Origin of the sequence: Crenalkalicoccus roseus, assembly GCF_004761865.1 — a bacterium.
Taxonomy (GTDB): domain Bacteria; phylum Pseudomonadota; class Alphaproteobacteria; order Acetobacterales; family Acetobacteraceae; genus Crenalkalicoccus; species Crenalkalicoccus roseus.
Window position 1 is genome coordinate 240952 of the sequence record NZ_SJDM01000003.1, and the last position, 20129, is coordinate 261080.

The following is a 20129-nucleotide window of genomic DNA, read 5'->3' on the forward strand; positions in this document are numbered from 1 at the left end:
CCGCTGGTATCAGGCCGCCTTCGCCTGCCCCGCCACCTTGGCGAGCGCGACCAACAGGTCCTTCGCCGCCTTCACGCGCTGCGGCAGCTCCATCTCCCGCGGCAGCGCCAGCTTGTGGTCGGGGCGCAGCTTCACCAGCCCCTTCTGCGCCTGCACCCAGGCCACCAGCCCGCCTGGATTGGCGAAGCGGTTGCGGTGGAAGGTGAGCACGATGCCCTTCGGCCCGGCATCCAGCTTCTCCACCCCTGCCTCGCGGCACAGGCGCTTGATCGCCATCACCTGCAGCAGGTTCTCCACCTCCGGCGGCAACGGCCCGAAGCGGTCGGCGAGTTCCGCCGCCATCGCCTCGATCTCCGCCTCGGTCGCCAGCGCGCCGATGCGGCGGTAGAGGCCGAGGCGCACGGGCAGGTCCTTCACATAGGCCTCCGGGATCAGCACCGGCAGGCCGAGATTGATGCCCGGCACGAAGTCGCGCGGCGCCTCGGCGTCCCGGCGCCGCCCCTGCCCCGCCTTCAGGTCCGCCACCGCCTCCTCCAGCATCTGCTGGTAGAGCTCGATGCCGACCTCGCGGATATGCCCCGACTGCTCGTCGCCGAGCAGGTTGCCGGCGCCGCGGATGTCGAGGTCGTGGCTCGCCAGGGTGAAGCCGGCGCCGAGGTTGTCGAGCGTCTGCATCACCTCCAGCCGCTTCTGCGCGGCGGCCGAGAGGCGGTGCGACTGCGGCCAGGTCAGGTAGGCATAGCCGCGCTGCTTGCCGCGCCCGACCCGACCGCGGAGCTGGTAGAGCTGCGCCAGGCCGAACATGTCGGCGCGGTGCACGATCAGCGTGTTCACCGCCGGCATGTCGAGCCCGCTCTCGACGATGTTGGTGGAGAGCAGGATGTCGTGCTTCCCGTCGCCGAACTCGGTCATCACCCGCTCGAGATGCGTCGGCGGCATCTGGCCGTGCGCCTCGGCGATGCGCGCCTCCGGCACGATCTCGCGCAGCCGCGCCGCGGTCCTTTCCATGTCCTCGATGCGCGGCACCACGCAGAACACCTGGCCGCCCCGGAAGCGCTCGCGCTGGATCGCCTCGCGCAGCACCACCCCGTCCCAGGGCATGATGAAGGTGCGCACCGCGAGCCGGTCCACCGGGGGCGTGGCAATGACGCTCATCTCGCGCACGCCGGTCAGCGCGAGCTGCAGCGTGCGCGGGATCGGCGTCGCGGTCAGGGTCAGCACGTGCACGTCGGACTTGAGCTGCTTCAGCTTCTCCTTGTGCGCCACGCCGAAATGCTGCTCCTCGTCCACCACCACCAGGCCGAGGGAGGCGAACTCCACCCCCTTGCCGAGCAGCGCGTGGGTGCCGATGACGATGTTGACCGAGCCGTCGCGCAGCCCTTCCTTCACCCGCGCCGCCTCCTTGGCGTTCACCATGCGGGAGAGCTGGGCGATCCGCACCGGAAGGCCGGCGAAGCGCGCGGCGAAGGTGCGGTAGTGCTGGCGCGCCAGCAGCGTGGTCGGCACCACCACCGCCACCTGCGCGCCCGACATGGCGACGACGAAGGCGGCCCGCAGCGCCACCTCGGTCTTGCCGAAGCCGACATCGCCGCAGATCAGCCGGTCCATCGGCCGGCCGGCGGCGAGGTCCTCCAGCACGTCGGCGATGGCGCGCTGCTGGTCCTCGGTCTCGGCGAAGGGGAAGCGGGCGCAGAACTCGTCCCAGGCGCCCTCGGGCGGCATCGCCGGCAGCGCCTCCTTCAGCCGGCGCTCGGCGGCGACGCGGATGAGCGCGGCCGCCATGTCCTGGATGCGCTGCTTGGCCTTCGCCTTGCGGTTCTGCCAGGACACGCCGCCGAGCTTGTCCAGCGCCACGCCCGCCGTCTCGGAGCCGAAGCGCGACAGCACCTCGATGTTCTCGACCGGCAGGAACAGCTTGTCACCGCCGTCATAGACCAGCCGCAGGCAGTCATGCGGCGCGCCGTTGACCTCGATGGTCTCGAGGCCGTCGTAGCGGCCGATGCCGTGGTCCTGGTGCACCACCAGGTCGCCGATCTCGATGCCGGTGGCGTCGGCGATGAACTGGTCGGCGCGGCGACGGCGGCGCGGCGGACGGGCGATGCGCTCGCCGAGCAGGTCCTGCTCGCCCACCACCGCCAGGCCGAAGCCCGCACCGGTGGCCTCGGCCGGAGCGGTGAAGCCGCGCTCCAGCCCCATCACCGCGAGGCCGACCGTGTTCGGCGGCAGGCGGCGCACCGCAGGCCAGTCCTCGACCGGCGCCGCCGCCACCCGGTTCTCGCGCAGGAGGTTGCCAAGCCGCTCGCGCGAGCCCCGCGTCCAGGCGGCGAGCAGCGGCCGCATCCCCTTCGCCGCCAGCGCCGCCGCGTGCTCGGCATAGGCCGCGAAGACGTTCTGCCCGGCGGCGCGCGCCTCGGCGAACAGCCGCCCCGGCCGCCCGCCCGCCTCGATCCCTTCCGCCCCCTCCGGGCGGGCGAAGGGGGCGAAGCGGAACAGCGGGCCACGCGCGAGCATCCGATCCCAGCCGCGGCGGTCGAGGTAGAGCCGCGCGGGCGGCGCCGGGCGGTAGGGCACCTCGCCCTCGCCGGCGCGCGCCGGGGCGCGCCGCGCCTCGTAATGGTCGGCGATCATCTCGAGGCGCGCGGCGAGCACCTCCTCCGCCTGGTGGTCGAGGCTGACCGAGGCGCCCTCCAGGTAGTCGAGGAGCGTCTCCATCCGCTCGTGGAACAGGCCGGCCCAGTGCTCCATGCCCGGATGGCGCCGCCCGGCGCTGACCGAGACGTAGAGCGGATCCTCGGTCGCCGCGGCGCCGAACAGGTCGAGATAGCCGGCGCGGAAGCGCTGGATGGAGGCCTCGTCGAGGAACACCTCGCCCACCGGCCGCAGCACCAGCGCCTCCAGCCTCTCGCCGCTGCGCTGGGTCCCGGTGTCGAAGCGGCGCATCCCCTCGATCTCGTCGCCGAACAGGTCGATGCGGATCGGGTCCGGCTCGCCGGCGGGGTAGAGGTCGATGATGCCGCCGCGCACCGCGTACTCGCCGGGCTCCATCACGGTGCCGGTGCGGCCGTAGCCGTTCGCCTCCAGGAAGGCGGTCAGCCGCTCGGGCTCGAGGCGGGCGCCGCGCCGCAGCGCAAGCGTCGCACCGCGGAACACCTCCCGCGGCGGCACCTTCTGCACCAGGGCGTTGACGGTGGTGAGGACGATGCGCTGCCGCGCCCCGCGCTCCAGCAGCCGCGTCAGGGTGGCGACGCGTTCGGCGACGATCTCGGGATTGGGCGAGACGCGGTCGTAGGGCAGGCAGTCCCAGGCCGGGAAGCGCAGCACCTCGACCGCCGGGGCGAAGAAGCCGAGCGCCTCGGCCATGCGGGCCATGCGCGCATCGTCGCGGCAGACATGCAGGATGGGGGCGTCGGTCTCGGCCCGGCGGCGGGCGAGCAGCAGGGCGTCGAAGCCCTCCGGCGCGCCATGGACGGTCACGCCGGGGGCGGTGCGCTGGGGGAGGTCGGGGCTCATTCTCGTTCCGGCAGGCCGGCGCCGGGGCGCCCGCATTCCGCCGCCATCCGTTCCAGCATGGGGGAGCGGACCTCCTCGGGGATCGGGCGGCGGCCGGTGAGCCAGTCCGAGAGGTCCACGTCCGGGTGGTCGAGCACCGCCTCCAGCGCGTCAAGCTCGGCCTCGGAGAGGGCGCCGATGTGCCGCGCGACGAAGCCCCCGACCATCAGGTCGGCCTCCCTGGTGCCCCTGTGGCGGGCGCGGAACAGCAGGCGGCGGCGGCGGGGGTCGAGTTCGGTGGGCATGTCGTCGTGCGGCGTGGGCGCTGGCATATAGAGGCCCATGGGAATCCTGTCAGCCCGACGCGCCGGCCCCGGAGGGGGGCGCGCGTGATCCCGGCCGGGATGCTGCCGGCGGCGCCGGAGCGGCGGGAGGCGGGGGCGCTCCCCGCGCCCGATCCCCGCCTCGCGCCCCTGCTCGCGCCGCTCGCCGCCCTGCCCGGCGTCGGCCCCGCGATCGGGCGGCGGCTGAAGGAGGCGGTGGGCGGCGAGCGGGTGCTCGACCTGCTGTTCCACCTGCCCGAGCGCTACGCGCGCCGCCTGTCCGTCGCCCGCCCCTCCGAGGCGCCACCCGACGCGGAGGTGGTCCTGCCCGCGGAGGTGGAGGGGCTGCGCGCCGCCCTCTCCCGCCAGGGCCGCCGCTACGTCGAGGTGCGGACGCGCGCCGGCGGCGGAGAGCGGCTGGTGCTGCGCTACATCAACGGCCGGCTGGACTGGCTGCGCGCCCAGATGCCGCCGGGCACGCGGCGGCTCTTCGCCGGCAAGGTGAGGCCGGAGGCGACAGGCGGCTTCGCCATGATGAATCCGCTCTCCGCCACCGGCCCGGAGGGGCTGCCGGAGACCGAGCCGGTCTGGCCCCTGGTCCACGGCCTGCGCGGCGCTCAGGTGGCGCGGGCGATGGCGGCGGCGCTGGAGCGGCTGCCGGACCTCCCCGAATGGCACGACGCCGCGCTGCTGCGCCGCGAGGGCTGGCCCGGCTTCGCCGCCGCGCTCCGCGCCGTGCAGGCCCCGGAGACCGCACCCCCGCCGGCGGCACGGTGGCGCCTCGCCTATGACGAGGTGCTGGCCGGGCAGGTGGCGCTGGCCCTGGTGCGCCGCCGCGCCCGGCTGCGGCCGGGCCGCGCGCTGACCGGGGACGGGCGGCTGCGCGCGGCGGCGCTCGCCGCCTTCGGCCACCCCCTCACGCCGAGCCAGGCCCATGCGCTGGCCGAGATCGACGCCGACCTCGCCGCGCCGCACCGGATGCTGCGCCTGCTCCAGGGCGATGTGGGGGCGGGCAAGACGCTGGTCGCCGCCCTCGCGATGCTGCGGGCGGTGGAGGCCGGGGCGCAGGCGGCGCTGATGGCGCCGACCGAGATCCTGGCCCGGCAGCATGTGCGCACCCTGGCGCGGCTCTGCCTGCCGGCCGGGGTGCGGGTGGAGCTCCTGGCCGGCAGCGTGAAGGGCGCGCAGCGGCGGCGGGTGCTGGCGGGGCTGGCCGAGGGGGCGGTGAACATCGTCGTCGGCACCCACGCCCTGTTCCAGGAGGGGGTGCGGTTCCGCGACCTCGGCCTCGCCGTGGTGGACGAGCAGCACCGCTTCGGCGTGGCGCAGCGGCTGCTGCTGGCCGAGAAGGGCGAGGCGGCGGACATGCTGGTGATGACGGCAACGCCCATCCCCCGCACCCTGCTGCTGACGCAATGGGGCGAGATGGCGGTCTCGCGCCTCACCGGCAAGCCGGCGGGGCGGCAGGCGGTCACCACCACGCTGCACGGGCTGCGCCAGCTCGACCAGGTGGTGGCCGGCCTCGCCCGGGCGCTCGGCCGCGGCGCGCGGATCTACTGGGTCTGCCCGCATGTCGCGGAGAGCGAGGCGCTCGACATCGCCGCCGCCGAGACCCGCTTCGCCGAGCTGTCGCAGCGCTTCGGCCCGGTGGTCGGCCTCGCCCACGGGCGGATGGAGGCGGAGGCGCGGGAGGCCGCGCTCGCCGACTTCGCCGCCGGGCGCACCCGCATCCTGGTCGCCACCACGGTGATCGAGGTCGGCGTGGACGTGCCGGAGGCGACGGTGATGGTGGTGGAGCACGCCGAACGTTTCGGCCTGGCGCAGCTCCACCAGCTCCGCGGCCGGGTCGGGCGCGGCGCGGCGGCCTCCTACTGCATGCTGCTCTACGACGAGGCGCTCGGCCACGCCTCGCGCGAGCGGCTGCTGATCCTGCGCGACACCGAGGACGGCTTCGCCATCGCCGACGCCGATTTCCGCCTGCGCGGCGGCGGCGAGGCGCTGGGCACGCGCCAGTCCGGCGCGCCGGTGTTCCGCCTCGGCCTCGAGGACGGCGAGGCGCAGGAGGGGCTGCTCGCCATGGCGCATCGCGACGCGGCGCTGCTGCTCGAGAAGGACCCGGCGCTGGCCGGCGCGCGCGGCCAGGCGGTGCGGCTGCTGCTGTCGCTGTTCGGCAGGGCGGAGGCGATGGCGACGCTGCGGGCGGGATGAGGCCGGGCGCCCGGAGCCCTTGCAAACCATTCACGGGCTTGTAAATCCGCCGCCGACCGTACTGGGGGACCCGGATTGGCCGCGCTGATCGAGATCGAGCGCCTGACCAAGCGCTTCGGCAGCTTCACCGCCGTGGACGACGTGTCCTTCGCCGTGGACCGGGGCGAGGTGCTGGGCTTCCTCGGTCCGAACGGCGCCGGCAAGTCCACCACCATGCGCATGATCGCGGGCTTCATGCCGCCCACCGCCGGCACGGCGCGGATCTGCGGCGCCGACGTGGTGGACCGGCCGGTGGAGGCCAAGCGCCATCTCGGCTACCTGCCCGAGGGCGCGCCCACCTACCCCGAGATGACGGTGGCGGGCTTCCTCCGCTTCGTCGCGCGCATCCGCGGCTACCGCGGCGGCGAGGCGGCGGACCGCGTGGCGCAGGCCATGCGCCTGACCCAGCTCGAGGGCGTGCGGCTGCAGCCGATCGAGACCCTCTCCAAGGGCTTCAAGCGCCGCGTCGGCCTCGCCCAGGCGCTGCTGCACGACCCGCCGGCGCTGGTGCTGGACGAGCCGACGGACGGGCTCGACCCCAACCAGAAGCACGAGGTGCGGGCGCTGATCCGCCGCATGGCGCCGGAGAAGGCAATCATCATCTCCACCCACATCCTCGAGGAGGTGGACGCGGTCTGCACCCGAGCCGTCATCATCGCCGGCGGGCGGGTGGTGGTGGACGCGCCGCCGCGCCAGCTCGCCCGCGACGGGCGTTCGCTCGACGAGGTGTTCCGCGAACTCACCCTCGGCGCGCCGCCCGCGCCGGCGCCGGAAGCGATGGAGGCGGCCTGATGCGTCCGGCCCTGATCGTCGCGCAGCGGGAGCTCGCGAGCTACTTCGCCACCCCCGTTGCCTATGTGTTCATCGTCATCTTCCTGATCCTCTCCGGCGCGCTCACCTTCACGCTCGGCAATTTCTTCGCCCGCGGCCAGGCGGACCTGATCCCCTTCTTCTCCTTCGTGCCCTGGCTGTTCCTGTTCCTGGTGCCCGCCATCACCATGCGGCTCTGGGCGGAGGAGCGGCGCCTCGGCACGATCGAGCTGCTGCTGACCCTGCCGCTGGCGCAGTGGCAGGCGGTGCTCGGCAAGTTCCTCGCCGCCTGGGCCTTCTGCGCCATCGCGCTGGCGCTGACCTTCCCGCTCTGGATCACCGTGAACATCCTCGGCGAACCCGACAACGGGGTGATCCTCGCGGGCTATGCCGGCTGCCTGCTGGTGGCCGGGGCCTATCTCGCGGTCGGCGCCGCGGTCTCGGCGCTGACCCGCAACCAGGTGATCGCCTTCGTGCTCGCGGTGGCGATCTGCTTCGTCTTCGCCGCCGCCGGCAGCCCGATCGTGACCGAGTTCCTCTCGGCCCGCCTGCCGGCGCTGGCCGAGGCGGCGCGCGCCCTCTCGGTGGCGGAGCGGTTCAGCGGCTTCACCCGCGGCGTCGTCGCGCTGCGCGACCTCGTCTTCTTCGCCAGCTTCATGGGCTTCTTCCTGTTCCTGAACGCGGTGGTGCTCGACCACCGGAAGGCGGACTGAGAGATGAGCGGCTCGCTCCCCCCTCCTCGCCCCGGCAGCCGGCGCCTCTGGTCCTCGGCGCTCGGCGTGCTCGCCGCGGCGGCGCTGGCGATCGGCGCGACCATGCTGGCCGAGCGCGCCGCGCCGCGCGCCCGGCTCGACCTGACCGAGCAGCGCCTCTACACCCTGTCGGAGGGCACGCGGCAGGTGCTGGAGGGTCTGCGGGACCCCATCACCCTGCGCCTGTTCTACTCCCGCCGCCTCGGCGCCACGATCCCGCTCTACGGCGCCTACGCCGACCGGGTGCGGGAGATGCTGGCGGAATACGTCGCCGTCTCGGGCGGCAGGATCCGTCTCGAGGTGTACGACCCCGAGCCGTTCAGCGAGCTCGAGGACCGCGCGCTGGCCTACGGGCTGCAGGGCGTGCCGGTGGACCAGTCGGGCGAACAGGTCTATTTCGGCCTCGTCGGCACCAACCTGGTGGACGACGAGCGCACCATCCCCTTCTTTCAGCCCGAGCGCGAGCGCTTCCTCGAATACGACCTGACGCGGCTGGTCTGGGAGCTCACCAGCCCGGAGCGCCCGGTGGTGGGGGTGATGTCCTCCCTGCCGCTGAACGGCGACCCGCGGGCGATGATGCTGCGCATGGGCGGCGGCCAGCCCTTCGCGGTGATGCAGCAGCTCCGCCAGTTCTTCACCGTGCGCGAGGTGCCGCTCGACGCGCGGGCGATCGAGCCCGAGGTGCGGGTGCTGGTGGTTGCGCACGCGCAGAACCTGCCGGAGGCGACGCAGTACGCCATCGACCAGTTCGTGATGCGCGGCGGCACGCTGTTCGTGATGGTGGACCCGCATTCGGAAAGCCAGGCGAGCCGCCCCGGCCCCGGCGGGCAGCCACCGCGCGACACCGCCTCCTCCCTCGACCGGCTGCTGCACGCCTGGGGGGTGGAGGCGCCGCGCGAGCGGGTGGTGCTCGACCTGCGCGGCGCCTGGCGGGTGCGCGCCAGCCCGCAGGACCGGGTGCAGGCGGTGGACTACGTCGCCTGGTACAACCTCCAGGGCGACAGCCTGAACCGCGACGAGGTCGCCACCGCCCGGCTCGACCAGGTGACGGTCGCCTCCGCCGGCGAGGTGCGGTTGCGCGAAGGCGCGACGGTGGAGTTCGTGCCCCTCCTCACCTCCTCGCCGCACTCCATGCTGGTCGAGGCGGAGCGGGTGCGCCACAACCCCGACCCGGCGCGTCTGCTTGCCGATTTCCGCCCCGACGGAGAGCGCCGGGTGCTGATGGCGCGGCTGCGCGCCCCCCTCGCCTCCGCCTTCCCCGACGGCCCGCCGCCCGCCCCTCCGGCGGCCGAGGGGCAGGAGCCGCCAGGGGAGCTTCCCGCCCACCGCGCCCGCACCGAGGGGCCGGCGAACATCGTGGTGGCGAACGATTCCGACCTGCTGGAGGACCGCTTCTGGGTCCGCGCCCAGGACTTCTTCGGCCAGACCATCCTCACCCCCTTCAGCGGCAACGGCGCGCTGGTGGTGAACCTGGTGGACGTGCTCTCGGGCACGGATGCGCTGATCTCGCTCCGCTCCCGTGGCGAATCCCTCCGCCCCTTCACCCTGGTCGAGGACATCCGCCGCGCCGCCGACGCCGAGTTCCGCCAGACCGAGCGCCAGCTCCAGCAGCGGCTGGAGGAGACCGAGCGCCGCCTGCGCGAGCTGCGCCAGGGCGCCGGCCAGGGCGCGGAGCGGCAGACCGTCATCACGTCCGAGCAGCGCGCCGAGATCGACGCGGCGCGGGAGGAGATCCTGCGCACCCGGAGCGAGCTGCGCGGCGTGCAGCTCGAACTCCGCCGCGAGATCGAGCGGCTGGAGACGGTGCTGCGCCTGGTGAACATCGTCCTCGTCCCGGCGCTGCTCACCCTGTTCGCCATCGGCCTCGCCGTGGTGCGGCTGCGCCGGCGGGCGGCGGCCCGCGGATGAGGCCCGGGGACGCGGGAGGCTGAGATGCGGCGTCGCACCCTGCTCGTGCTCGGCGGCGCGGCCGCCGTCACCATCACCGCGGCGATCCTGCTCGCGCCCGAGCGGGTCGAGCACGCGACGCTGGAGGGCGAGGGCGGTCTCGCCTTCCCCGGCCTCGCCGGGCAGCTCGCCGCGGCGCGGCGCATCGAGCTCCGCCGTCACGACGGGGCGGTGACGCTGGAGCGGCGCGGGGAGGCCTGGGTGCTGCCGGAGAAGGGGGGCTACCCGGCGCGGCCCGACCGGGTGCGGGAGCTGCTGGTCGGCCTGACCGAGCTCCGCCTCGCCGAACGCCGCACTGCGGACGCCACCCAGCTCGACCGGCTCGGCCTCGACGACCCCGCGAGGCAGGGCAGCAGCGCCGTGCTGGTCCGGGTGCTGGACGAGGGCGGCCGGCCGCTCGCCGAGCTGGTGGTGGGGCGCCGCCGCGTCCGCACCCAGGGGCGGGTGCCGGAAAGCGCCTATGTCCGCCGCCCGGCCGAGACCCAGGCCTGGCTCGCCGAGGGCAGGCTGCCGGTGGACGCCGACGCCCAGCTCTGGCTCGACCGCGACATCGCCAACCTGCCGGCCGACCGCGTCCGCCGGGTGGAGGTGCGCCGGGCAGACCAGCCGCCGCTCGTGCTGGCGCGCGACGGGGCGGAGGAGCGGCTGGCCCTCCTCGAGCCGGCGGAGGGGCCGCCGGCGGATGAGGTGGCGCTCGACGAGGTGGGCCGCGCCTTCGAGTTCCTCACCTTCCACGAGGTGCGGCCGGCGGCGGAGGTGCCCGGCGAGGCGCTGGGTGAGGCGCGCTTCATCCTTGCCGGAGAGCTCGCCATCACCGTGCTGCCGCACCGCGAGGGCGAGGCGCTGTGGATCCGCCTCGCCGCCGAGGGCGGGGCGGAGGCGGAGCGGCTCGACGCCCGCTGGTCCGGCTGGGCCTACCAGGTCGGTCCCTGGAAGGAGCGGGCCTTCCTGCCGCGGCTCGAGGAGCTGCGGCGCCGCGAGGCGGAGGCCGCGCCCCCCGCCGCACCCCGGTGAGCGGCCGGGAATACCCGGACCGACCCTGGGTCGGCATCGGGGTCGTCGCCTTCGACGGCGAGCGGGTGCTGCTGGTGCAGCGCGGCAAGCCGCCGCGCGCCGGGCTGTGGACCCTGCCCGGCGGCGCCCAGCATGTCGGCGAGCGGGCCGAGGCGGCGGCACGGCGCGAGCTGTTCGAGGAGACCGGCATCGAGGTCGGCCCGCTCGAACTCGCCGCGGTGGTGGACGCGATCAGCCGCGACGAGGCCGGCGCGGTGCGCTTCCACTACACCATCGTGGATTACTGCGGCCGCCGGATCGCCGGCGAGGCGCGGCCCGGCGACGATGTCGCCGCCGTCGCCTGGGCGCTGCCGGAGGAGCTGCCGATCTACGACCTGACGCCGGACGTGCTGCGGGTGATCTCGCTGGCGCGCGAGCGGCTGCGCTGATCCCCGCCGCAACCCGGCGGCGCCGGCGCGGTTTCCCCCGCGAAGACCGTCTGCCGGGATCCGCCCGAGGTGGTGCCGCTCTCCCTGCTCGCGGCGGCCGTCCTCGCCACCGTGCATCTGCTCGTGGTGCGGCTGCGCCGGCTCGACGGCGTGGCGTGATCCGCCCTCCATCGGGTCGGGCGGTTGGTTCACCGCTCCGGCGCTCCCGCCTTCGATGAGGCGCTAATCCTTCCCGGCCTTGGCCTCCGCCTCCTGCTCCGGCGCGGAGCCGCTGTTGAGCAGGATGTAGCGCTCGATGCCGATCATCCTGATCAGGTCGAACTGGCGCTCGAGGAAGTCGACATGCGCCTCCTCGCTGGCCAGGATCTTCTGCAGCAGGTCGCGGGAGACGTAGTCGCGCACGCTCTCGCAGTAGGCGATGCCCTCGCGCAGGTCGCGCATCGCCTTCTCCTCGAGCTTCAGGTCGGCCTCCAGCACTTCCTGCACGCTCTGCCCGACCAGCACCTGGTTCAGCCGCTGCACGTTGGGCAGCCCGCCCAGGAACAGGATGCGCTCGATCAGCCAGTCGGCATGGCGCATCTCGTCGATCGATTCGTCGTATTCGAGCTTGCCGAGCTTCGTCACCCCCCAGTGGCGCAGCGTGCGGGCGTGCAGGAAGTACTGGTTGATCGCGGTCAGCTCGTTGGTGAGCTGGGTGTTGAGGTGCTCGATCACCTTGGGGTCTGACTGCATCGGCGATCCCTTCCTGCCGCGGCCGTGGCGGGCGGGGGTTCCGCCCGCCCGCCAGAATCACCTTGCCCCGGTGGCGGCGATCGCCGCAACAGGCGGCACCTCACGGATCATGGTCACGATGGTGCGGGTGCAGCCGCCGCACTCCGCCTTGCAGTCGCAGGCGGCATAGACCTCCCTCGGCCGCCGGGCACCCTGGGCGATGGCCTCACCGAGCTGCGCCTCGGTCAGCGCGTTGCAGAGGCAGACGATCATTCCCCTTGGCTCCCCTGCCCGGCGCCTCAGCGCCAGCCGGCCCGCTGCATGATCTGCAGCGCCTGGGCCGCGTTGGCGGCGTAGCGGGCAGCGTTGAGCTGGTCCTCGCGGAAGCTGCCGAGTGCCTGGATGGCCGGATGCACCGGCGCGTCCTCGACCACCGGGTATTCCATGTTGCCAACCGCAAACAATTCCTGCGCCCGCGGGCTGGTCAGGTACTCGACGAAGCGGACCGCAGCCTCGCGATTCGGGGCGGTGCGCACCACGCCGGCGCCGGAGATGTTCACATGCGCGCCCCGGTCGCCCTCGCCCTGGTTCGGGAACAGCACGCCGATCCGCTCCGCCACCGCGCGGTCCTGCTCGCGCGGGGAGACGGCCATCTGCGCCAGGTAGTAGGTGTTGGAGATGGCGATCCGGCACTGGCCGGCGGGGATGGCGCGGAACTGGTCGCGGTCGCCGCCCTGGGGCGGGCGGGCCATGTTGGCGACCACGCCACGCGCCCACTCCTCGGTCTTCTCCGGCCCGTTGGCGGCGAGGATCGAACCGACCAGGCTGGTGTTGTAGGGATGCGCCGCGGCGCGGACGCAGATCATGCCGCGGAAGCGCGGATCGGCCAGGTCCTCGTAGCGGGAGAGGCCCTCGGGCAGGCCGCGCTGCCTGTCGTACATGATGACGCGCGCGCGCTTGGAGATGCCGAACCAGTGGCCCTCGGGGTCGCGCAGGCTCGCAGGCACGCGCCGCTCCAGCACCTCGGAGCGGATGGGCTGGAGCACCCCCGCCTCCTGCGCCCGCACCAGGCGGGCCGCGTCCACCGTGATCAGCACGTCGGCCGGGCTGTTGGCGCCCTCGGAGCGGATGCGGGCGATGAGCTGGTCGGCATCGCCCTCGATCAGGCGGACACGGATGCCGGTCTCGCGCGTGAAGGCCTCGTATAGCTCGCGGTCGGTGTCGTAGTGGCGGGAGGAGTAGACGTTCACCTCTCCCCCCTGCCCGCGCGCGCCGGGCGCGCCGAGGCCGAGAAGGGCGAGGGAGGCGGCGAGAAGGCCGAGGCTGCGACGGGGCGTCAGGACGGGCATGGGCTGCTCGCGGTTGGGATGCGCAGGTGATAGCGATAATGCGAACCATTCGCAAGTCCTGGCTGCACCCTCGCCGCCCGCCGGATGCCGCGGATCCCCTTCCCCCGCCTTGCGCCCGGTCAATCCGGCGGCCCCGGCCCGCGCCGTTCTCGCACGATCCGCCCCGGCGGCTCATGCGTCCGCCGCGAGCCGCAGCGGGCGGAACTAGCCCCCCTGCAGCCCGCGCAGGAACCGCACCCGCGCCGAGGCGCCGGCCATCAGCAGGCCGTGGTCCGAGCCGGAGAGCAGGAGCCGCGCGCCCATGCGGATGAAGATCGCCGCGTTGGTCTCGTCGTAGACGCCCCCCATGCCGAGCGTCTTGCCGCTGGCGCGGCAGGCGGCGGCCACCGCCTCGTAGGCGGCGTGCACCCGCGGGTGGTGGATCTGCCCCGCGATCCCCATCGCCGCGGTGAGGTCCGAGGTGCCGATCATCAGCGCGTCCACCCCCGGCACCGCGGCGATGGCGGCGGCGTTCTCGACCGCTTCCGGCGTCTCGATCATGCAGACGACCAGGATCTCCCGGTTCAGCTCCGCCTGCGCCTCCGCCGGGTCGGGCGCCGCCAGGGCGTAGGCGAAGGGCGGCCCGCCCCAGGAGCGCGTGCCGACGGGCGGGTAGCGGTAGGCGGCGGCGATGGCGCGTGCCTCCTCCGCCGTGTCCACATGCGGCACCACCACGCCCATGGCGCCATTGTCGAGCGCGCGTGCGCCCTCGAACAGCGCGTCCTTGCAGACGCGCACCACCGGCGTCACCCCCTGGCCGAGCGCGGCGATGGCGATCTGCGTCGCCTCCTGCACGCTCATCGCGCCGTGCTCCATGTCTATGAACAGCCAGTCGAAGCCGGCGGCGGCGGCGACCATGCCGACCGCGCTGCCGCGCAGGTGGTGCACGCCGAGGCCGAGGGCGAGCTCCCCCCGGGCCAGGCGCTGACGGGCAAGGTTGGCGACGATCGGCATGGCGTTCCCCCGCTTGACCGCGATCGCGCCAGCGCACCACGCGCCGCCGCCGGGGTCAACCGCGCGGCGGCGCGCCCGGATCACGCCCCGCCGGCGCGCTTCGCGACCTCGTCCAGGGCCTTGAGGCGCGCGATCAGCGCCGGCATGTCGCGGAGCGGGATCATGGTGGGCCCGTCGCTCGGCGCCCGGTCGGGATCGGGATGGGTCTCCACGAACACCGCCGCCACGCCGACCGCCACGGCGGCGCGCGCCAGGACCGGGGCGAATTCCCGCTGGCCGCCGCTACTGCCGCCCTGCCCCCCCGGCTGCTGCACCGAGTGCGTCGCGTCGAACACCACCGGATAGCCGGTGGCGGCCATGATCGGCAGGCTGCGCATGTCGGCGACCAGCGCGTTGTAGCCGAAGCTCGCGCCGCGCTCGCAGAGCAGGATGCCTTCGTTGCCGGTGCTGGCGATCTTGGCGGCGACGTTCCCCATGTCCCACGGCGCCAGGAACTGCCCCTTCTTGACGTTCACCGGCCGCCCGGTGCGCCCCGCGGCCAGCAGCAGGTCGGTCTGGCGGCAGAGGAAGGCCGGGATCTGCAGGCAGTCCACCACCTGGCCCGCGGCGGCGCACTGCTCCTCGGTGTGGACGTCGGTCAGCACCGGCAGCCCGGTGCGCTCCCGCACCTCGGCCAGGATGTCCAGCCCCTCGCGCAGCCCGACGCCGCGCGCGGCGCCGAGGCTGGTGCGGTTCGCCTTGTCGAAGCTCGACTTGTAGATCAGCGCCACGCCGGCCGCCGCCGCGATGCCGCGCAGCGCCTCGGCGGTCTCGATCGCGTGGGAGCGGCTCTCGATCTGGCAGGGGCCGCAGATGAAGGCGAGCGGCAGCGCGTTGCCGAGCGCGACGCCGCCGATCCTGACCACGCGCTGCGCCGCCATCAGACCAGCCTCGCCTGCCGCACGGCCGCGCCGATGAAGCCGCGGAACAGCGGGTGCGGATCGAAGGGCTTCGACTTCAGCTCCGGGTGGAACTGCACGCCGATGAACCAGGGGTGGTCGGGATACTCCACGATCTCGGGCAGGGTGCCGTCCGGCGACATGCCGGAGAAGCGCAGCCCCGCATCCTCCAGCCGGTCCTTGTAGTGCACGTTCACCTCGTAGCGGTGGCGGTGGCGCTCCTGGATCTCGGCGGCGCCGCCATAGACCTCGCGCACCAGGGACCCTTCGCTGAGCCGCGCCGGATAGGCGCCGAGCCGCATGGTGCCCCCAAGGTCGCCGGCGGCGTCGCGGCGCTCCACCTGGTTGCCGCGCAGCCATTCCGTCATCAGGCCCACCACCGGATGCTCGCAGGGGCCGAATTCGGTGGAGGAGGCGCCCCGCAGGCCGACCAGGTTCCGCGCCGCTTCGATCACCGCCATCTGCATCCCGAAACAGATGCCGAAGAAGGGCACCCGGCGCTCCCGCGCGAAGCGCACCGCCTCGATCTTGCCGGAGGTGCCGCGCTCCCCGAAGCCGCCGGGCACCAGGATGCCGTGCACGCCCTCGAGCCGCGCCACGGCCTCCGCCTCCCCGCTCTCGAACACCTCGGAATCCACCCAGTCGAGCATCACGCGCACGTTGTGCGCGATGCCGCCATGGGTCAGCGCCTCGGCGAGCGACTTGTAGCTGTCGAGCAGGTTGGTGTACTTGCCGACCACGGCGATCGTCACCTGGCCCTCGGGCTGCTCGATCGAGCGCAGGATGCGCTGCCAGCGGCGCATGTCCGGCTCGCCATAGGCCGAGAGGCCGAAATGCCGCAGCACCTCCTGGTCGAGCCCCTCCCTGTGGTAGTTCAGGGGCACGGCGTAGATCGAGGCGGCGTCGAGCGCCGGAATGACGCTCTCCGGCCGGACGTTGCAGAACAGCGCGATCTTGCGCCGCTCGTTCTCCGGTATCGGCCGGTCGCAGCGGCAGAGCAGGATCTGCGGCTGGATGCCGACCGAGAGCAGCTCCTTCACGCTGTGCTGCGTCGGCTTGGTCTTGAGCTCGCCCGCCGAGGGGATGAAGGGGACGAGCGTGAGGTGGATGAACAGGCTGCGCTGCGGCCCGGTCTCGTTAGCGAGCTGGCGGATGGCCTCGAGGAAGGGCAGCGACTCGATGTCGCCCACCGTGCCGCCGATCTCGACGATGACGAAGTCGTAGCCCTCCGTCTCCGCCTGGATCACCTCCTTGATCTTGTCGGTGATGTGCGGGATGACCTGCACGGTCCCGCCCAGATAGTCGCCGCGGCGCTCCGCCGCGATGACGTCGGAGTAGATCCGCCCGGTGGTCCAGTTGTCCGCCTTCGTCGCGTGGACCCCGGTGAACCGCTCGTAGTGGCCGAGGTCGAGGTCGGTCTCCGCCCCGTCGTCGGTGACGAAGACCTCCCCGTGCTGGTAGGGCGACATGGTCCCCGGATCCACGTTCAGGTAGGGGTCGAGCTTGCGCAGGCGGACCCTGTAGCCGCGCGCCTGCAGCAACGCCCCGAGGGAGGCCGCCGCGATGCCCTTGCCGAGGGAGGAGACCACGCCGCCGGTAATGAATACGAACCGCGCCATGGGCTCCCCTCATAACCCGGCGTCGGATCGGCCGCTACCCGCGCGGCCGCGGGGCACGCATGCGGCGGAGGGAGGGCACGGAGCGGAATCGCGCTCCCGGCCGTCCGCGATCTGCCGGCGCGACCGCCGCTCCGGGCCCGGCGCGCGGGGTATCAGTTGGTCGGCACCGCGGGGGCGGGCTGCGGCGCCGCCGGCGCGGTGGCCGCGGGGGGCGGCGCGTCGAGGATGGAGCGGGGCTGCACCGTGCCGCGGCCGAGCAGGGCCAGCGCCAGCGCCAGGAGGAAGAACAGCGTGCCCAGCACCGCCGTGGTGCGGGTCAGCAGGTTCGCCGTGCCGCGCCCGGTCATGAACGCGCCCATGCCCTGGGAGGAGCCGATGCCGAGCCCCCCTCCCTCGCTCCGCTGCAGCAGCACCACGGCGATCAGGGCCAGCGTGACGAAGAGGTGAAGGATGAGAAGGATGGTGGCCATGGCGAACAGCACTGTCCCGCGGTTCGGAAAGCGCGTGTCCTAGCCCTCTTCGCCCCCGGATGCCAGCCCGGCGGCCTCTCGCGAGGCCCGGAGCCCCGCCGGCTGGAGCATGGACCGTTCGCCCCGGCGCACGGAAATGCTCCAGCTCGTTGGGTGTGCGAGCCTCTTCACCCGTGCAGGTGAGGCCACCCGGACGGGATCCGCCCTAGGCCTCCACCACCACGTACTCGTCCTCCACCCGCACCGGGAAGGTCTCCGCGCGGTAGGGGCCCTCCACGAGTTCGGCCCCCCGCTCCACATGGGCGGGGTACTGCCGCACCTGCACGCGGCGGGGGTCGAACCAGGACTTCCCGGTGCGGATGTCGAACTCCCAGTAGTGCCAGGGACAGCGGATCATCTCGCCGCGCCGCTCGTAGCGGTACACCCCCGGCTCGGGGGAGGAGACGTGCCCGCTCAGCGTGCCGGCGCAGAGGCTGCCACCCTGGTGCGGGCAGCGGTCGGAGAGGGCGAAGAACTCCCCCCCGAGGTTGAACACGACGATCCGCCTGCCCTCCACCTCGACCAGCCGTCGCCCGCCCGGCGGGATCTCGGCCACCGGGGCGACCACGTGCTTCGCCATCCCCCCCTCCCCGTCGGGCTCAGAGGCGGTAGAGCGCCCGCGCGTTGCCGCCGAGAATGTCGCGCCGCCGCTCGGCGGGGATCAGGCCCGGCAGCGCCTCCCGCGGATCGTCGAAATCCCAGTGCGGATAGTCGGAGGCGAAGAGGATCCGGTCCCAGCCGATCCACCCCATGATGTCGAGCAGGTGCTTCGCCCGCTCCGGCTCCTCCATCGGCTGGGTGGAGACCCAGATGTGGCTGCGGATCTGCTCGCTCGGCGCGCGCCTCAGGTGCGGCACCTCGTCCTTCAGCATCCGCCAGTGCTTGTCGAGCCGCCAGGCGACGGAGGGCAGCCAGGCGAAGCCGCATTCGATCAGGATCACCTTGAGGGTGGGGATGCGCTCGAACACCCCCTCCACCACCAGGGAGATGACCTGGTTCTGGCAGGAGGTGGCGTGCTCGCTCACCTCCTCGATGTAGAAGCTCGGCCAGCCGCCATTGGTCATCGCCCAGCCGGAATAGCCGAAGGCGTGGAAGGCCACGGGCAGCCCGGCCTCGGCGGCGGCCTCGTAGATCGGCCAGTAGCGCGGGTTGCCGGCCGGCTCCGCGGTGCGGCTCATCATCAGGACCTGGACGAAATTGGGGTCGCCGGCCCGCTTGCGGATCTCGGCCGCCGAGGCGGGGCCATCCTCATAGGGCACCACGACGCTGCCGCGCAGGCGCGGCTCCTTCCGCAGCCACGCCTCGAGCTGCCATTCGTTCACCGCGTGGGCCATGGCGGCGGAGAAGGCGTTGTTGCGGTCCCCCTGCCCGCTCGGCTGCAGCGGGTTCAGCACGCCGACATCGACGCCGTAATTGTCGAGCAGCTGGTGGCGCAGGAAGTCGAGGTCCGAGGCCGGGGTGCCGCCGCCCGGCGGCCAGGCGTCGCGCCGCGAGGCGAGGGGCTGCGCCTTCGGGAAGGGCGGCTGGCCGGCGAAGAAGCCGTGCCGCGCCCGCACCCCGTAGGTGGTGAGGTAGTCCCACCAGCGCGCGCTGAGATAGGGCCGGAAGGCCTCGATCCCGTTCGGACGCGGATGGATGTCCACGTCGATCAGGCCGAGCGTCGCCGCCGGCGGCTTGCCCGGATGGGCCAGGGGCTGGATGACGTTCATGCCTTCTCTCCCTCGCGGAGACGCGGATAGGTGGCGAGCGGGTTGTCCCGCATCAGCTTCGGCAGCAGCGCCTCCGGCAGGCCGGGCGGCACGGCGGGGTTGGGTTCGCCCGGCTCCGCCGCGACGCCGTCGAACTGCCAGTGCGGCCAGTCGGAGGCCCAGAGCAGCATCTCCTCCGAACGCAGATGGTCCAGCAGGCGCTGCACCACATCGGCATCATCGGGCGCGTCGAGGGGCTGCACCGTCAGCCGCACCTGATCCCGCACCAGCTCGGCCGGGGGGCGGTCCACCCAGGGGATCTCGAAGCGCACCCCCTTCCACACCTTCTGCAGCCGCCACAGGAAGGCGGGCAGCCAAGTGACGCCGGATTCCAGCAGCACCACTCTCAGCGCCGGGAATTTGGTCAGCACCCCTTCCGTAATCAGGCTCGCCAGCGTGCTCTGGAAGGCCTGCTGGTTCGCCGCGTATTCCTCGAAATACCAGGAGGTCCAGCCGACCGAGGTCTGCGGGTGGCGGTAGGCGCTGCCGGCATGGATGCCGAAGGGCAGGCCGTGGCGCACGCAGGCCTCGTAGACGGGCCAGTAGTGGCGGCGGCCGAGCGGCGTCTCGCCCATCACCAGAGACAGCACCTGCACGAAGCGGCGGTCCGGCGCCAAGCGCTCGATCTCCGCCACCGCGTGCTCGACATTGTGCATCGGGATGACGATGGAGGCGCGCAGCCTCTCGTCCCGGTCCAGCCATTCCGCCCGCACCCAGTCGTTCAGCGCGCGGGTGAAGGCGTTGGCCATGTCCTCGTTGAAGACGAGCTGCACGCCGTAGAGCGGGTTCAGGATGGCGATGTCGGCGCCGAAGCGGTCGAGCGCCTGCGCCCGCAGCAGCTCCACCCGGTCGGCGCCGCGCCCGTTCGCGCCCCGCCAGTCCGGCCGGATGGTCTTGGGCGCGTGCACCGGCCAGCTCTGGGTGTCGAGGGTGGTGATGCCGCGCTCCACCACCTGGTCGGCCCAGAACTGGTCCATGTAGGGGATGAGGACGCGCATCCCCGGCACCATGGGATGGACGTCGCAGTCTATGGCGCGCAGCCCCTCGGCCATTCCCGTCTCCCCGCCCAGCCGGCCGCCCCGGCGCGGCCAGAATGCCATGCCCGGACCGCCTTGCCACCCCTCGAGGGCCGGGCTTCCCCTCCCCGCCCTGCGGGCCCTATCGTCGCCCGGACAAGGACGGGCCCGGCCACGTCCGGAACGAACAAGCGGCGGAGAACGGCCATGAAGCTGATGTGGTTCCACCTCATGCC

18 protein-coding genes are annotated in these 20129 nt (G+C 73.3%); 6 read left to right on the forward strand and 12 right to left on the reverse strand.

The genetic code is table 11. From position 1 onward, the window contains the following. Window positions 1-9: 9 nt before the first annotated feature. Together mfd and ET526_RS05025 are read right to left on the reverse strand one after the other, a co-directional pair. Complete coding sequence (gene mfd, locus ET526_RS05020; RefSeq protein ID WP_135466570.1) at window positions 10-3510, reverse strand: transcription-repair coupling factor; 3501 nt, start codon at window positions 3508-3510, stop codon at window positions 10-12. Then, on the reverse strand, window positions 3507-3833 hold the full coding sequence (locus ET526_RS05025; protein ID WP_240048256.1) for an FAD assembly factor SdhE: 327 nt from the start codon (window positions 3831-3833) through the stop codon (window positions 3507-3509). The genes mfd and ET526_RS05025 overlap by 4 nt, the downstream gene beginning before the upstream one ends. A 45-nt stretch (window positions 3834-3878) precedes the next feature. Between ET526_RS05025 and recG the strand changes: the two genes are divergently transcribed. From recG to ET526_RS05055, 6 genes are all read left to right on the forward strand, one after another. Beyond that, window positions 3879-6020 (forward strand): ATP-dependent DNA helicase RecG, encoded by a 2142-nt coding sequence (gene recG, locus ET526_RS05030; protein WP_338025318.1) that lies wholly within the window; start codon window positions 3879-3881, stop codon window positions 6018-6020. A gap of 75 nt (window positions 6021-6095) precedes the next feature. Further along, window positions 6096-6851 carry an ABC transporter ATP-binding protein gene (locus ET526_RS05035; RefSeq protein ID WP_135466571.1) on the forward strand — a complete coding sequence of 252 codons (756 nt, stop codon included), beginning with the start codon at window positions 6096-6098 and terminating at the stop codon, window positions 6849-6851. After that, window positions 6851-7582, forward strand: coding sequence for an ABC transporter permease (locus ET526_RS05040; RefSeq protein WP_135466572.1), 732 nt, complete (start codon window positions 6851-6853; stop codon window positions 7580-7582). The genes ET526_RS05035 and ET526_RS05040 overlap by 1 nt, the downstream gene beginning before the upstream one ends. Before the next feature lie 3 nt (window positions 7583-7585). Next, complete coding sequence (locus ET526_RS05045) at window positions 7586-9529, forward strand: GldG family protein (protein ID WP_135466573.1); 1944 nt, start codon at window positions 7586-7588, stop codon at window positions 9527-9529. A 24-nt stretch (window positions 9530-9553) separates the two neighbouring features. Next, complete coding sequence (locus ET526_RS05050; RefSeq protein ID WP_135466574.1) at window positions 9554-10582, forward strand: DUF4340 domain-containing protein; 1029 nt, start codon at window positions 9554-9556, stop codon at window positions 10580-10582. After that, window positions 10579-11010, forward strand: coding sequence for an NUDIX hydrolase (locus ET526_RS05055; protein ID WP_135466575.1), 432 nt, complete (start codon window positions 10579-10581; stop codon window positions 11008-11010). Before ET526_RS05050 ends, ET526_RS05055 begins: the two co-directional genes overlap by 4 nt. Window positions 11011-11232: 222 nt before the next feature. On the opposite strand, the gene bfr is transcribed toward ET526_RS05055, so the two are convergent. From bfr to ET526_RS05105, 10 genes are all read right to left on the reverse strand, one after another. Then, window positions 11233-11742, reverse strand: coding sequence for a bacterioferritin (gene bfr, locus ET526_RS05060; protein ID WP_135466576.1), 510 nt, complete (start codon window positions 11740-11742; stop codon window positions 11233-11235). Between the two features lie 57 nt (window positions 11743-11799). Beyond that, entirely contained in the window at window positions 11800-11994 is a 195-nt protein-coding gene (locus ET526_RS05065) for a (2Fe-2S)-binding protein (protein ID WP_135466577.1), read from the reverse strand. Window positions 11995-12020: 26 nt separating this feature from the next. Beyond that, window positions 12021-13070 carry a Fe(3+) ABC transporter substrate-binding protein gene (locus ET526_RS05070; RefSeq protein ID WP_135466578.1) on the reverse strand — a complete coding sequence of 350 codons (1050 nt, stop codon included), beginning with the start codon at window positions 13068-13070 and terminating at the stop codon, window positions 12021-12023. A gap of 204 nt (window positions 13071-13274) precedes the next feature. Further along, window positions 13275-14063: an HpcH/HpaI aldolase family protein gene (locus ET526_RS05075; RefSeq protein ID WP_240048257.1), complete on the reverse strand. Its 789-nt coding sequence runs from the start codon at window positions 14061-14063 to the stop codon at window positions 13275-13277. An 80-nt stretch (window positions 14064-14143) separates the two neighbouring features. Then, a complete protein-coding gene (gene kdsA / locus ET526_RS05080) occupies window positions 14144-14983 on the reverse strand; it encodes a 3-deoxy-8-phosphooctulonate synthase (protein ID WP_135466579.1) in 840 nt (279 codons plus the stop codon). Then, window positions 14983-16620 (reverse strand): CTP synthase, encoded by a 1638-nt coding sequence (locus tag ET526_RS05085; protein ID WP_135466580.1) that lies wholly within the window; start codon window positions 16618-16620, stop codon window positions 14983-14985. Before ET526_RS05085 ends, kdsA begins: the two co-directional genes overlap by 1 nt. A 152-nt stretch (window positions 16621-16772) precedes the next feature. Continuing rightward, window positions 16773-17090: a preprotein translocase subunit SecG gene (gene secG, locus ET526_RS05090; RefSeq protein ID WP_135466581.1), complete on the reverse strand. Its 318-nt coding sequence runs from the start codon at window positions 17088-17090 to the stop codon at window positions 16773-16775. A gap of 205 nt (window positions 17091-17295) precedes the next feature. Further along, complete coding sequence (locus tag ET526_RS05095) at window positions 17296-17709, reverse strand: Rieske (2Fe-2S) protein (protein WP_135466582.1); 414 nt, start codon at window positions 17707-17709, stop codon at window positions 17296-17298. Between the two features lie 19 nt (window positions 17710-17728). After that, the gene (locus ET526_RS05100) at window positions 17729-18838 is read right to left on the reverse strand and encodes an amidohydrolase family protein (protein ID WP_135466583.1); all 1110 of its coding nucleotides are present in this window, start codon (window positions 18836-18838) and stop codon (window positions 17729-17731) included. Then, a complete protein-coding gene (locus ET526_RS05105; RefSeq protein ID WP_204623491.1) occupies window positions 18835-19977 on the reverse strand; it encodes an amidohydrolase family protein in 1143 nt (380 codons plus the stop codon). The genes ET526_RS05100 and ET526_RS05105 overlap by 4 nt, the downstream gene beginning before the upstream one ends. Window positions 19978-20129: the final 152 nt, after the last annotated feature.

Excerpts from the sequence above, each read along its gene's own strand:
- ET526_RS05085 (WP_135466580.1), bottom strand. The coding sequence starts at position 16,620 with ATGGCGCGGTTCGTATTCATTACCGGCGGCGTGGTCTCCTCCCTCGGC.
- secG (WP_135466581.1), bottom strand. The coding sequence starts at position 17,090 with ATGGCCACCATCCTTCTCATCCTTCACCTCTTCGTCACGCTGGCCCTG.
- ET526_RS05065 (WP_135466577.1), bottom strand. The coding sequence starts at position 11,994 with ATGATCGTCTGCCTCTGCAACGCGCTGACCGAGGCGCAGCTCGGTGAG.
- ET526_RS05025 (WP_240048256.1), bottom strand. The coding sequence starts at position 3,833 with ATGGGCCTCTATATGCCAGCGCCCACGCCGCACGACGACATGCCCACC.
- ET526_RS05105 (WP_204623491.1), bottom strand. The coding sequence starts at position 19,977 with ATGGCATTCTGGCCGCGCCGGGGCGGCCGGCTGGGCGGGGAGACGGGA.
- ET526_RS05075 (WP_240048257.1), bottom strand. The coding sequence starts at position 14,063 with ATGCCGATCGTCGCCAACCTTGCCCGTCAGCGCCTGGCCCGGGGGGAG.
- mfd (WP_135466570.1), bottom strand. The coding sequence starts at position 3,510 with ATGAGCCCCGACCTCCCCCAGCGCACCGCCCCCGGCGTGACCGTCCAT.
- ET526_RS05070 (WP_135466578.1), bottom strand. The coding sequence starts at position 13,070 with ATGCCCGTCCTGACGCCCCGTCGCAGCCTCGGCCTTCTCGCCGCCTCC.
- kdsA (WP_135466579.1), bottom strand. The coding sequence starts at position 14,983 with ATGGCGGCGCAGCGCGTGGTCAGGATCGGCGGCGTCGCGCTCGGCAAC.
- ET526_RS05040 (WP_135466572.1), top strand. The coding sequence starts at position 6,851 with ATGCGTCCGGCCCTGATCGTCGCGCAGCGGGAGCTCGCGAGCTACTTC.
- ET526_RS05100 (WP_135466583.1), bottom strand. The coding sequence starts at position 18,838 with ATGAACGTCATCCAGCCCCTGGCCCATCCGGGCAAGCCGCCGGCGGCG.
- bfr (WP_135466576.1), bottom strand. The coding sequence starts at position 11,742 with ATGCAGTCAGACCCCAAGGTGATCGAGCACCTCAACACCCAGCTCACC.
- ET526_RS05050 (WP_135466574.1), top strand. The coding sequence starts at position 9,554 with ATGCGGCGTCGCACCCTGCTCGTGCTCGGCGGCGCGGCCGCCGTCACC.
- ET526_RS05095 (WP_135466582.1), bottom strand. The coding sequence starts at position 17,709 with ATGGCGAAGCACGTGGTCGCCCCGGTGGCCGAGATCCCGCCGGGCGGG.
- ET526_RS05045 (WP_135466573.1), top strand. The coding sequence starts at position 7,586 with ATGAGCGGCTCGCTCCCCCCTCCTCGCCCCGGCAGCCGGCGCCTCTGG.